Here is an 11,799-nt window from a genome sequence, read left to right as displayed (position 1 = left end):
CCCCCTTCCCCCCCCCCCCTCCCCCCCCCCCCACCCCCCCCCCCCCCCCCCCCCCCCCCCCCCCCCCCCCCCCCCCCCCCCCCCCCCCCCCCCCCCCCCCCCTGGCCGCTGTGCCCCAGCACCGGCGAAATCACCACGACGCTGGGCGTCAGCTCTCTGCCTCGTAAGCGGGAGTTTATACGACGTATGTTCTGAAAGTGTTTCGGCTACCGGTCTTGCGGATTTACGGCAAGGCGGAATCCAGACCCTGGCGCGAGGTGGTTTTCACCGCTTTGTACGGTGCCTTTGCGATGCCACCTCGTAATTCCATGCCGGTGCGGTAGGCCGGATCTCATCGGTGAATTTCACAAGTGAAATGCGAACGGCGATGGCCGCCTGGATATGCCCGGGGAATGTGCCGGACGCCGCACCACTTCGAGCCTATCGGTACCGGCACGCCCCTGAGGCGTTATCGATCAGATTGCCGGGGCATCATCGACCGTAGCGCGAGCCCCGGCGTGTCGGGGACGGCCCCAAGTGGCCCGTGGTCGCGGGACGTTCACTCAAGGAGGGACCCTTCGATGGGGGAGAAGGTCGCCGCGGACGGGATCGACCTGGCGGACCGGGAGCGTTATCGAAGAAAGCTTCACGAGTGTCTCGAGGGCTTGCAGAGGCTCCTGGCGGAGAGGAGGTTCGATCGGCCCAGGAATCTCATGGGCCTGGAGATCGAGCTCAATCTGGCGGGTCCGGACGGCCTGCCCCGCATGATGAACTCCCAGGTTCTCGAGCGCATCGCCAGCCGTGATTTCCAGACCGAACTCGCCCAGTGCAACCTGGAAGTCAACATTCTGCCGCACCGATTGTCCGGCCATGTCCTGGACCAGCTCGCCGAGGAACTCCGCACGGGGCTGGCCTACGCGGAAAGGAAGGCCCGCGAGGTCGCCGCCAGGATCGTGATGATCGGCATTCTGCCGACCCTGCACGCCAGTGACCTCACGGCGGCCAGTCTCTCCGAGAACGATCGCTATGTGCTGCTCAACGAGCAGATGAGGGCGGCCCGCGGCGAGGACTTCGCACTCGACATCCAGGGCGTCGAGCACCTGGTCGCCCGCTCGCCCTCGATCGCGCCGGAGGCCGCCTGCACGTCCGTCCAGTTGCACCTCCAGGTGACGCCCGGCCGCTTCTCCGCCGTCTGGAACGCGGCCCAGGCCATCGCCGCGGTACAGGTCGCCGTCGGTGCCAACTCGCCGTTCCTCTTCGGCCGTGAGCTGTGGCGCGAGTCGCGGCCGCCGGTCTTCCAGCAGGCCACCGACACCCGCGCGCCCGAGCTGAAGGCCCAGGGCGTACGCCCCCGTACGTGGTTCGGCGAGCGCTGGATCAGCTCCGCATACGACCTGTTCGAGGAGAACCTGCGCTACTTCCCGCCGCTGCTGCCCCTGTGCGGCCCGCAGGAGCCGCTGCGCGTCCTCGACGAGGGCGCGGTGCCGGACCTCGCCGAACTGGTGCTGCACAACGGCACGGTCTACCGCTGGAACCGGCCCGTCTACGCGGTCACCGACGGCGTCGCCCACCTCAGGGTCGAGAACCGGGTGCTGCCGGCCGGCCCCACCGTCGCCGACGTGATCGCCAACACTGCCTTCTACTACGGCGTGGTGCGGGCGCTGGCCGAGGAACCGCGCCCCATATGGTCGCGCCTTCCGTTCGACACCGCGGCCCGGAACTTCGACACCGCCTGCCGGCACGGCATCGACGCCACCCTGCTCTGGCCGCGTCCCGGGCGGGCCGGCACGCTCGCCGAGATACCGGCCGTACGGCTCGTCCGTCAGGAGCTGCTGCCGCTGGCGGCCCGCGGGCTGGACGCCTGGGGCGTGGAACCGGCCGACCGCGACCGGTATCTGGCCATCATCGAGGAACGCTGCCGGCGCCGGGTGAACGGCGCCTCCTGGCAGGCCGCGGCCTTCCACCACGCCCGGCGGCAGGGCCTGGGCCGGGACGCCGCGCTCGCCGCGATGACCCGGCGCTACAGCGAGCTGATGCACGCCGGCCAGCCGGTGCACACCTGGCCGGTGGCCTGGGCGCTCGGCGAGCGGTGGGCCGTACCGGGACCGCGGCAGGCGGCGACCGGGGGCGCGTAGGGCCGGGCCACGGGTGCCGGCGGGCCCTCAGCGCCGTCCGGTGCCGCCCGCCGCCATGATGGCCTTGAGGATCACCTGGTGGATCTGGGACGGGTCGCTGACGCGGTGCGCCGAGCCGCCGGTGGGCGCCACGATGCGCTCCAGGGCGGACTCGTCCGCCTCCGGGCCGATCGCGAGGGCGATCAGCGGTACCGGACGGTCCGGGGAGGAGAGCTTCTCCAGCTCGCCGACCAGGGCGCCGAGAGAGATGCCGCCGGCGTCGTCGTTGGCGCCGTCGGTGACGACGACCACCGCGTTGAACTTCCCGCTCGCATACGTCGCACGGGCGCTTCGGTAGGCGGCGAGCGTGGTGTCGTACAGACCGGTGGCGCCGTGGGGGACCGGGGCGAGCGAACCGAACGCGGCGGTGAGCGCGTCACGGTGGGTGGCACCGTCCTCGTCCCGGTCGCCGAGGCGGCTGGTGGGCAACAGCTCCACGTAGTCCTTGCCGCCGTCCAGAAGGGTGGCGAACTTCCACAGCCCGATCTCGTCCTCGGGCGTGAACGTGGCCAGCGCCTGGAGGAGGGAGTTTCTGGCGAGGTCCATACGGGACTGGCCGCCCCGGCCCGGAACCTGACTGCCCATCGACGCCGAGACGTCCACGACGGTGCAGATCCGGGCGCTCTGTACCGTGATCGTCCACATGCCCAGCAGCGCCCGCAGTTCCTTGGCCGTCGGCCGGTCGGCGGGCGCGGCCGCGTACGGCTGGGCGGCGCGTCCGCCGGCGGTGTCCACGACCTTCGCGACCGCCGCGCCGTTGCCGGGCCGGAAGCCGTGTGCGCGCAGCGTGCGCTGTCCGCCGGGCTCGCCCAGCAGCGTCAGGAAGCGGTTGGCGGCGCGGGTCTGTTCGGGACTGAGCGCGCCGTCGTCGACCAGGGTGTACGGGTAGGTGAGCTGGGCGGTGCCGTCCTTGGGGTAGAACAGCTCCAGTCGCGGGCCGCCGTCGGCACGGGTGTTGTGGGCGTAGGCGGCCTGCTCGGACAGCAGCAGCGCCTGGTTGCGACGTGGATTGCCCTGCTCGGCGCCGGAGTCGTCGCGCGGCAGCGTGGCCGGTATCTGGCCGTCGCCGTCCGCGACCCGCTGGGCGAGGAGCTTCGCCGTGGCGGCGGTGCGGACTTCGGCCTCGTCGTCGTCCTTGGCCTCCGCGGTGTCGACGGCGTGGATACGGGCCAGGGCGAGCAGCCCGGTGGCGCTGCGGGCCGGGTCGGCCATACCCAGGCGCAGCGCGTCGCCGGATGTCGCGGTCCGGGTCAGCTCGGCCCAGGTGTAGGTCTTCTTCGGCCAGCCCAGGGCCTTGGCGGCCTTCGGGACGGCGCCCAGCGCGATCGGCGAGGAGGCGATGGCGTCGGCGGCGGTCAACGGGGTGCCGCTCTCCGCGTCGACCCGGTCCACCCACAGGTGCGAATCCGGTATCCACACCTGGAACTCGGGGTCGACCGGCCGCTGGCCGAAGGAGTCGGCGATCTCGTGGGAGGGGCGTGCGGTGATCTTGACGTCGAGGCATCGGCCGTCGGTGCGGGTCGCGTCCTTGCGGGCCGTCTTGGCCACCGCCGCCAGCGCCGGGGCGATATCGGGTGAGGCGGCCACGTCGAGCCGTACCGACGCGCCGTCGCACGGGTCGCCGAAGGGGAGCAGATCGCTGCGCAGGGCGACGACCGAGCCGGCGGCGACGACCAGGGCCAGGCCGGTGGAGACGATCAGGGTGCGACGACGTGCGTCGGGGCGGGCCCCGATGCGCTGCGGTGCGGGGCCGTCCGGCAAGCTGTGTCGTCCCATTGCGGTAGCGCCTCTCCTTCTCGGAGCTCGATCGGGTTCGATGAGAGGAGGGAACGCGCCACGTGGATGGCGCCCGTCCCCGGCCTGTCGCGCGCGATCTTCGTACCTGCTGTCGAGACCCTAGCGGGGCGGTGGTGGCGAAGAGGCGGTAATGCGGAAGTGGAGGAAGCGTGCAGTCGGATACAAGTCCCGTGGCCGATGCGGACGTTCCGGGGCGAGGGCCCGGTGCGGGGGCAGGGGCGGGAACGGCCGAGGAGCCGTCCCGGCGCGTCCTGCGCAGCGAGACACTGATCGTCCTGGCCCTCTCGCTGGGTGCCAGCGCGCTGTCGGCGCTCATCAGCTTCATCGGGTCGGTGACCAAGCCCGGCGGCCTCAAGGACCAGGCGGCGACGCTCAACGCCTCCCATGCGCCGGGCCGGCCGTGGCTGGATCTGGCCTGGCAGCTGTTCGGGATCGCGAGCGCGCTGGTGCCCGTGGCGCTGGTCGCGCATCTGCTGCTGCGGGAACGGGCCGGCGGACTGCGGGCGATCGGCTTCGACCGGCGGCGGCCCGCCTTCGACCTGAGCCGGGGCGTCGCGCTGGCGGCCGCCATAGGGGGCAGCGGTCTGCTGCTCTATCTGGGAGCGCGGGCGGCCGGGTTCAATCTGACGGTGATCCCCGAGGCGCTGCCCGAGGTGTGGTGGAAGATCCCGGTGCTGATCGCCTCCGCGGTGCAGAACGCCGTCCTGGAGGAGGTCATCGTCGTCGGGTATCTGCTGCGCAGACTGGGGCAGTTGGGGTGGTCGCCGATCGCGGCGCTGGCGGCCAGTTCGGTGCTGCGCGGTTCCTACCACCTCTACCAGGGCGTCGGCGGCTTCTTCGGCAACATGGTGATGGGCGTGATCTTCGTCCTGCTCTACCGGCGGTGGGGCAGGGTCGGACCGCTGGTCGCCGCGCACGCCCTGATAGACATCGTGGCGTTCGTCGGGTTCGCGCTGCTGGCGGGCAAGGTGGGGTGGCTGCCTACGGGGTGAGGCGAGGGCGAGGGCCGATGCCCTCGCCCTCATCTACTTCCCGAGGCCCTCGGCAGGCTGCTCTTCCCTCAGTCCTTGACCAGCAGTTCGCCGTCGATCACCGTGACCGCCGAGCCGGTGAGCAGCGTACGGTCGCCGCGCAGCTCGGTGCGCACGTAGCCGGTGCGGGCCGAGCCCTGCAGCCCGATCAGTGAGTCGCGGCCCATACGGGCCGACCAGAAGGGGGCGAGCGCGGTGTGCGCGCTGCCCGTCACCGGGTCCTCGTCGATGCCCAGCGCCGGGAAGAAGCAGCGCGAGACGAAGTCGTAGCCGCCGACGGGGTCTTCGGCACGGGCGGTGGCGATCACCCCTCGGCCGCCGTGCCCGGCCAGCGCCCTGAGGTCCGGCGACAGCGCGCGTACGGAACTCTCGTCGGCCAGTTCGACCAGGAGGTCGCCGACATCGGGCCCGGTGTCGTGGGCCGAGTGGATCTCGGTGCCCAGTGCGTCCGCGACGACCGGCGGCACCTCCACGGGGGTCAGCGGAGCGGTCGGGAAGTCCATGGTGATCGTGCCGTCGTCGCCGGCCGTCGTGGTCAGCACCCCGCTGCGGGTGCGGAAGCGGACCGTGCCGGTGGCCGTTCCGGTGGTGTGGAGAACGTGCGCGGTGGCCAAAGTGGCGTGCCCGCACATGTTCACCTCGGCGGCCGGGGTGAGCCAGCGCAGCGCCCAGTCGGCGTCCCCGCCCTGGGGCAGCGGGTGCGCGAAGGCGGTCTCGGAGAGGTTGACCTCGGTGGCGACCTGCTGGAGCCAGGCGGTATCGGGGAACGCGTCGGAGTCGAGGAGTACGACTCCCGCGGGGTTGCCGGTGAACGGACGCGCACTGAAGGCGTCGACGATACGAATCCTCATGGCCGCGAGCGTAGAGGTGCCACAAAGCCGCAGGCCAAGGCCAATTCCAGAAAATTGGCTATGGATGGTGGCCGGTCGATCGCCGGTGGATGTAGCTCGAAGCCTTGCTTCGACGAACAGTCCCGATATATCGTTGAGGCATCGCGACAGATTCGCGACAGCTCAACGATAGAGAGGGAGAACGACATGCGTTCCCAAGGACACGACCACGGGCACGAGCATCGCCATGACTACTGCGGACCCGGCCGCTCCGGCGGTCGCGGGGAGTTCGGGGGCGGCTGGGAGCGGCGGCGCTCCGCTTTCGGCTCCTTCGGTCCGCCCTTCGGGGGTCCGCCTTTCGGTGGCGGCCGAGGGCGCGGCGGACCGCGCGGCCGGGCGCGCCGCGGTGATGTGCGCGCCTCGATACTGGCGCTGCTCAAGGACCGCCCGATGCACGGCTACGAAATGATCCAGGAGATCGCCGAGCGCAGTGGCGGGGCGTGGAAGCCGAGCCCCGGCTCGGTCTACCCGACCCTGCAGCTCCTGGAGGACGAGGGGCTGATCGCCAGCGCCAGCGAGGGTGGCAAGAAGCTGTTCTCGCTGACCGACGCCGGGCGCGCCGAGGCGGACGGCGGCTCGGACGCCCCCTGGGAGGACGCCGGCCGCGGCGTCGACTGGGAGGCGATGAACGAGATACGCAAGGCGGGCGGCGGCCTGGTCGAGGCGTTCCGCCAGGTGTGGGCCACCGGCAGCCCCGAGCAGCGGGAGAAGGCCATGGCGGTGGTCAACAAGGCCCGCAAGGAGCTGTATCTGATCCTCGCCGAAGAGGACTGAGGGGGCGGGCGGTGAGAGGAGTGGTCGGCGGTCTCCGGGGGCCGGACGGAAGGGGCGGCCCCCGGAGAGTCAGGAGACCAGTCCGGCGAGCCTGCGCAGCGACTCGTTCAGTGCGGCGCTCGCCGAGTCCTTGAGCTTGCCGGCCATCAGTGAGACCGCGGCGCCGGTGAACGTGCCGTCGATCCGCACGGCCGTCGCCTCGCCGTCCGGCGTGAGCGCATAGCGCATGCCCAGGCTGACGCCCATCGGGCCCTTGCCCTTGATGTCGAGCAGTCGTCCCGGCTCCAGCTCCCGGACGGTCCAGGTGACCTCCGCGGGGAAGCCCATCAGCTTCATGTTCTCCTCGTAGGAAGCGCCCGCCGCAAGCGTCTTCGGTCCGCCCTTGGGGAAGGCGGTGTGGGTGGCGTTCCACTCCCCGTACGCATCGAAGTCGGTGAGCCGGTCCCAGATCTTCCCGGCCGGTGCCTCGATGCGGGTCTGGGCGGTGACTTCGGCCATGCGATCACCCCTTCGGTGACGGTCCTGGCTGGTGCCGCGGAACGTAGCCGTACGGGGGTGAAGGTTCAAGAGCGAGGGGCGCTCTGGCTGATGGCTCGTCAGGTGTGAGGAGTGGCCTGTTTCGGAGGCAAGGCGGGAGGGGGCGCGGCAGGGGCCGGCGGCGGTGGGATTGTCGCCCCGTATGTCCGTTCTTCATGATTCCCCCGCACTTTCTCCGCGAGATATCTCCTACCTAGGGAGGAGATCCGGCACGGGCATCCCCAACCAGCGTGGGATGCGCAAATGCTTCCCGCCGGGGATGTTCCCGGCCTCGGGGGCTGGTGGGGTGGGAGCTGTGCAAAACCGTACTGCGTACAGTGGCGGCGACGGCTCCGCCCAGGAGGACCTCGACAGTCAGCTCACCGTCGAGCTCGCGTCGGTGGTCTCCGCTGCCCGCAGGCGGGCCACCCGCGACGGTGACCGGCAGGTCGACACCGCACATCTGCTGCACGGGCTGCTGGAATCGGACCCCGCCGTACGCGCGGCCTTCGACGGCGGACCGCAGGTGGCGCGGCTGCTCGGCTACCTGGTCCAGCGCAGCATCGGCTACGGACTCCAATGGCACGGCACCATCGAGGACTCCGGCGCGGTCCCCATGGTCACCGAGGGCGGCGTTCCCGGGTGGTCACCGGCCGCGGCCGCCGCCATGGACGGCGCTCTCGACCGCGCGCACGCCCGCTACGCCCTCCGTGCCGGCTGTCTCGATCTGCTCGCCGCACTGGTGGACGACCCCGAATCCCGGGCCGTGGAGGTCTTGCGCCGGGCCTCCGTCGACACCGCCGCGCTCGCCGCTCGTCTGGACGGGGAGCGCCCGGGCCAGGACTGACAGGGGTATCGGGGGTGACGCTCCTGACGACGGCTGTCATGATGACCCGATGCACGCGTCTTCGGGAAGCCCGGCAGGTCCAGCGACCGGCCCGGGGCAGGCGACTCCAGCGTCCCTGGCTGCCGGGCAGCCGTCATCCGGCTCCGGGCCGGGCCGCGACGCGCCCCGGGGACGTGGCGCGGGCCTGGGCCTTGCCCTGCTGTCCGCCCTCGCCTTCGGCGGTTCGGGCGTGGCCGCCAAGCCGCTGATCGAGGCCGGTCTCGAACCGCTGCATGTGACCTGGCTGCGGGTGGCCGGCGCCGCGCTGGTGATGCTGCCGATCGCCTGGCGCCATCGGGACCTGCCGCGCCGCCGGCCCGCCCTGCTCGCCGGCTTCGGCCTGCTCGCCGTGGCCGGTGTGCAGGCCTGCTACTTCGCCGCGCTCTCCCGCATCCCCGTCGGCGTCGCGCTGCTCATCGAATACCTCGCTCCCGCCCTCGTCCTGGGCTGGGTCCGCTTCGTCCAGAAGCGGCCGGTCACCCGCGCCGCCGCGGTCGGGGTCGTGCTCGCCGTCGGCGGCCTGGCCTGCGTCGTCGAGGTCTGGTCCGGGCTGAGTTTCGACGTCGTCGGTCTGGCCCTCGCGCTCGGCGCGGCCTGCTGCCAGGTCGGCTACTTCGTGCTCTCCGACCACGGCGCCGACGACGAGGACTCCGCCGACCCGCTCGGCGTGATCGCCTACGGCCTGCTCATCGGTGCCGTCGTCCTCACGGCGATCGCCCGCCCCTGGGGCATGGACTGGTCGGTGCTCGGCGGCGGCGCGGAGATGAACGGCGTCCAGCTGCCCGCAGCCGCGCTGCTCGCCTGGATCGTGCTGGTCGCGACGGTGGCCGCCTACCTCACCGGGGTGGTGTCGATCCGTCGGCTCTCGCCCCAGGTGGCCGGCGTGGTCGCCTGCCTGGAGGCGGTCATCGCGACGGTCCTGGCCTGGGTGCTGCTCGGTGAGCACCTCTCCGCGCCGCAGATCGCGGGTGGGGCGGTGGTGCTGTGCGGCGCCTTCATCGCACAGTCGGCCAAGCCGAAGTCGACGCCGACGGTGGTGGTGGCGGGAGCGGGTGCGGAGAGCGGGGACCTCGCGGGAGCGGGTGCTCCGGCGGGCACCGCGGCGCCGGTGGCCGCCGTGCCTGCGGTCGGCTCCGAGGGTGACTTGTCCGCCGGATCGCGCGCCACGTAGAGTGGCGATCATGTATTCGACCGTGCTGTCCCCGCCCGCCGCTTAAGGCGGGCGGCGGCCTCCGAGGAAACCCAGGCCCGGGCAGATACCCGGGCTGATCGTCGCTGCCTGCACACGGGATCACGCGACCGTTCCACGGCGCATCGCGCCGTACTGGATTTCCCGGAGCACACCTCCCATGCATGCCACTTCTGCCGCCACCCTGCCCGTGGGCCGGGGGCTGCTGTACGTCACCTTCGCCGCGACCGCCTGGGGTACCGCGGGTGCGGCCGCGGCCCTGCTCTACCGGGGCAGCGGGCTGGGCCCGATCGCCCTCACCTTCTGGCGCACCTTCGGCGGGCTGCTTTTGTTGCTCGCCATACGCGCGCTGCGGCGCCGCCGGTCCGTCGCCCCCGTCGCCCCTGCTCCGTACGAGCCGATCCGCCGGCGCGCCGTGCGCATCGCCGTGACCGGCATCGCCCTCGCCGTCTTCCAGGCCGCCTACTTCGCGGCCGTCGAGGCCACGGGCCTGGCTGTGGGCACCGTCGTCACCATGGGGGCGGGCCCCGTCCTCATCGCCATCGGGGCGCGCGTGACGATGGGCGAACGGCTCGGTGCGGGCGGAGTGCTGGCCGTCGCCGGTGCGCTGACCGGGCTGCTGGTCCTGGTCCTCGGCGGGGACGGCGCCGCGACCGTCCGTCCCGCAGGCGTCGGCTACGCCCTGCTGTCCGCGGCCGGCTGCGCCGCGATGACGCTGGCCACCCGGCGGCTGGGCAAGGGCGGCGGCAGCGATCCGTACGCCTCGACGATCAGCGCGTTCGCGGTGGCCGCACTGTGCCTGCTGCCGCTCGCGGTGGTGGAGGGGCTGTGGCCCCAGACGCACGATCTGGGGCGCAGCCTGTGGCTGATGGGCTATATCGCGGCGGTGCCGACGGCGCTGGCCTATGGGCTGTACTTCGCGGGGCTGGCCGCCGTACGGGCCGCGACCGCCTCCGTGATCTCGCTGATCGAGCCGGTGTCGGCCGCGGCCATCGCGGTGCTCTTCCTGGGGGAGCGGCTCACCATGGCCACGGCCGTCGGGACCGGCGTGCTGCTGACCGCGGTCGCCGCGCTGGCGGTGACGGAGGCGCGCGGGGCGATGGCGGCAGCCCGGTCCACGGCTCCGGTGGCGGGCTGAGGACGGGTGCCCGGCCGGTTGCCCGGCCGGGCAACCCCGTCACACCAGGGGCGGACGGGGCGCTCGGGCCCTTCAGGGCGTGGGCGTTCCCGTGGCGGCCGAGGCCGCTGCCAGGCGGCGCTGCTGGTGGCCGCGGGCAGCCGCATCCCCGGGGCCGCCGCGCTCGGCGAGGCGCTCCGAGACACGGCGCTGGACGGCCTCGCTCCGCTTGCCGCCGTACTTGAACTTGGCGCGCACCTCCCGCACTTCGAGGCGCAGACCCCGGATTCCGGACAGCAGCCGCCCGTACGGCTCCTCGCCCGCGACGACCGCAGCCGAGCCGCCGTCCGGCTGGAAGTGGCCCATCTGGCGTCGCAGCAGCGCCGCCTTGGCCTCCGGCTCGTCCACGACATGGGCGGTGCAGGTCAGCTGGACCGCGGCGTAGAAGCTGGTGGGGACGCCGTGTTCGGGCGGCTGGTCCTCCGCCGCCTGCCAGGGGCCGGGGATGAAGGTGTAGTCGTCCACCACGCTCAACAGGACCGTCGGGTGGTCGGCCAGCGCGCGCCAGAGGGGGTTGGGGCGGGCCAGATGTGTGACGGCCTCGCGTCGCTCCGGGTCGTAGGCGAAGTGCAGCGGCTGCACCAGAGGCGGCTCGCCGGGCGGTCCGTTGGCGGCCAGCTGGCCGAAGTCGTGTGCCGCGAGCCAGTGTTGCCACTCGGCGTCGGCGCCGGGCGCGTCCCAGGGGTGGATCAGCACGGTGGCTCCTCAGCGGGCGGGGAGGTACGCCGGCTCGGGGATGCCGGGCGCGAGGTCGTCGGACGCTATGGGGGCGCCGTACACCGGTGCCACGGGAAGGACACCGCTCCAGTACGGCAGGGCGAGATCTTCGGGCTCGTCGTTGGGGCCGCCGGTGCGGATCTTGGCGGAGACCTCGCGCAGGTCGAGCCGGATCACGGAGGTGGCGGCCAGCTCCTTGGCGTTGCCGGGGCGGGAGTCCGCGGCGCGCCCGGGCAGCACATGGTCGACGAGCGCGTCGAGGGCGGCCGTCTTCTCCTCCGCTTCGGTCACCTGATACGCGGTGCCGTGGACCACGACGCAGCGGTAGTTGATGGAGTGGTGGAACGCGGAGCGGGCCAGGACCAGGCCGTCGACATGGGTGACCGTGACGCAGACCGCGAGGCCGGGGTCGGGCGCCTCGCCGGCCATCCGCAGCGGGCGGGAGCCCGTCGAGCCGTGCAGATAGAGGCGGTCGCCGACCCGGCCGTAGAGCGTCGGCAGCACGACCGGGGAGCCGTCGCGGACGAAGCCCAGATGGCAGACGTACCCGGCGTCGAGGATGTCGTGCACCGTCTCGTGGTCGTATGCGGCGCGCTCGCGGGCGCGGGTGGGCGTCGTGCGGCCGGTCGGTTCGTACGACTCTGCTGCGGACATTGCGAACTCCATTGC

General features: G+C 72.3%; 11 protein-coding genes. 6 read left to right on the top strand and 5 right to left on the bottom strand.

All coding sequences use genetic code 11. From position 1 onward, the window contains the following. Positions 1-560: 560 nt before the first annotated feature. Positions 561-2,114 carry a glutamate-cysteine ligase family protein gene (locus AC0680_RS33105; RefSeq protein WP_478636284.1) on the top strand — a complete coding sequence of 518 codons (1,554 nt, stop codon included), beginning with the start codon at positions 561-563 and terminating at the stop codon, positions 2,112-2,114. A 27-nt stretch (positions 2,115-2,141) separates the two neighbouring features. Here the strand turns inward: AC0680_RS33105 and AC0680_RS33100 are convergent, their stop codons facing one another. After that, entirely contained in the window at positions 2,142-3,929 is a 1,788-nt protein-coding gene (locus AC0680_RS33100; protein ID WP_478636281.1) for a substrate-binding and VWA domain-containing protein, read from the bottom strand. Between the two features lie 191 nt (positions 3,930-4,120). Here AC0680_RS33100 and AC0680_RS33095 point away from each other — a divergent pair, with 191 nt between their 5' ends. Next, positions 4,121-4,942: a CPBP family intramembrane glutamic endopeptidase gene (locus tag AC0680_RS33095; RefSeq protein ID WP_478636278.1), complete on the top strand. Its 822-nt coding sequence runs from the start codon at positions 4,121-4,123 to the stop codon at positions 4,940-4,942. 68 nt (positions 4,943-5,010) lie between these two features. Here AC0680_RS33095 and AC0680_RS33090 read toward each other — a convergent pair whose 3' ends face one another. Beyond that, positions 5,011-5,832, bottom strand: coding sequence for a PhzF family phenazine biosynthesis protein (locus tag AC0680_RS33090; protein ID WP_478636275.1), 822 nt, complete (start codon positions 5,830-5,832; stop codon positions 5,011-5,013). Between the two features lie 186 nt (positions 5,833-6,018). Here AC0680_RS33090 and AC0680_RS33085 point away from each other — a divergent pair, with 186 nt between their 5' ends. After that, the gene (locus AC0680_RS33085; RefSeq protein WP_478636272.1) at positions 6,019-6,645 is read left to right on the top strand and encodes a PadR family transcriptional regulator; all 627 of its coding nucleotides are present in this window, start codon (positions 6,019-6,021) and stop codon (positions 6,643-6,645) included. A 69-nt stretch (positions 6,646-6,714) separates the two neighbouring features. Here AC0680_RS33085 and AC0680_RS33080 read toward each other — a convergent pair whose 3' ends face one another. After that, positions 6,715-7,143: a type II toxin-antitoxin system Rv0910 family toxin gene (locus AC0680_RS33080; RefSeq protein ID WP_478636269.1), complete on the bottom strand. Its 429-nt coding sequence runs from the start codon at positions 7,141-7,143 to the stop codon at positions 6,715-6,717. A 334-nt stretch (positions 7,144-7,477) separates the two neighbouring features. Here AC0680_RS33080 and AC0680_RS33075 point away from each other — a divergent pair, with 334 nt between their 5' ends. From AC0680_RS33075 to AC0680_RS33065, 3 genes are all read left to right on the top strand, one after another. After that, on the top strand, positions 7,478-8,008 hold the full coding sequence (locus AC0680_RS33075; RefSeq protein ID WP_478636266.1) for a peptidase: 531 nt from the start codon (positions 7,478-7,480) through the stop codon (positions 8,006-8,008). A gap of 49 nt (positions 8,009-8,057) precedes the next feature. Next, positions 8,058-9,218 (top strand): EamA family transporter, encoded by a 1,161-nt coding sequence (locus AC0680_RS33070; protein ID WP_478636264.1) that lies wholly within the window; start codon positions 8,058-8,060, stop codon positions 9,216-9,218. Positions 9,219-9,396: 178 nt separating this feature from the next. Next, positions 9,397-10,374, top strand: coding sequence for a DMT family transporter (locus AC0680_RS33065; protein ID WP_478636261.1), 978 nt, complete (start codon positions 9,397-9,399; stop codon positions 10,372-10,374). Positions 10,375-10,446: 72 nt separating this feature from the next. On the opposite strand, the gene AC0680_RS33060 is transcribed toward AC0680_RS33065, so the two are convergent. Then, positions 10,447-11,109, bottom strand: coding sequence for an FMN-binding negative transcriptional regulator (locus AC0680_RS33060; protein ID WP_478636258.1), 663 nt, complete (start codon positions 11,107-11,109; stop codon positions 10,447-10,449). A 9-nt stretch (positions 11,110-11,118) separates the two neighbouring features. Continuing rightward, positions 11,119-11,784: a pyridoxamine 5'-phosphate oxidase family protein gene (locus AC0680_RS33055; RefSeq protein ID WP_478636255.1), complete on the bottom strand. Its 666-nt coding sequence runs from the start codon at positions 11,782-11,784 to the stop codon at positions 11,119-11,121. Positions 11,785-11,799 lie beyond the last annotated feature (15 nt).

This window comes from Streptomyces sp. NPDC043738 (assembly GCF_056436545.1).
The sequence above is the reverse complement of the archived record's forward strand: the minus strand, read 5'-3'. Positions and strand labels throughout refer to the sequence as shown.

Excerpts from the sequence above, each read along its gene's own strand:
- AC0680_RS33105 (WP_478636284.1), top strand. The coding sequence starts at position 561 with ATGGGGGAGAAGGTCGCCGCGGACGGGATCGACCTGGCGGACCGGGAG.
- AC0680_RS33100 (WP_478636281.1), bottom strand. The coding sequence starts at position 3,929 with ATGGGACGACACAGCTTGCCGGACGGCCCCGCACCGCAGCGCATCGGG.
- AC0680_RS33090 (WP_478636275.1), bottom strand. The coding sequence starts at position 5,832 with ATGAGGATTCGTATCGTCGACGCCTTCAGTGCGCGTCCGTTCACCGGC.
- AC0680_RS33085 (WP_478636272.1), top strand. The coding sequence starts at position 6,019 with ATGCGTTCCCAAGGACACGACCACGGGCACGAGCATCGCCATGACTAC.
- AC0680_RS33080 (WP_478636269.1), bottom strand. The coding sequence starts at position 7,143 with ATGGCCGAAGTCACCGCCCAGACCCGCATCGAGGCACCGGCCGGGAAG.
- AC0680_RS33070 (WP_478636264.1), top strand. The coding sequence starts at position 8,058 with ATGCACGCGTCTTCGGGAAGCCCGGCAGGTCCAGCGACCGGCCCGGGG.
- AC0680_RS33065 (WP_478636261.1), top strand. The coding sequence starts at position 9,397 with ATGCATGCCACTTCTGCCGCCACCCTGCCCGTGGGCCGGGGGCTGCTG.
- AC0680_RS33055 (WP_478636255.1), bottom strand. The coding sequence starts at position 11,784 with ATGTCCGCAGCAGAGTCGTACGAACCGACCGGCCGCACGACGCCCACC.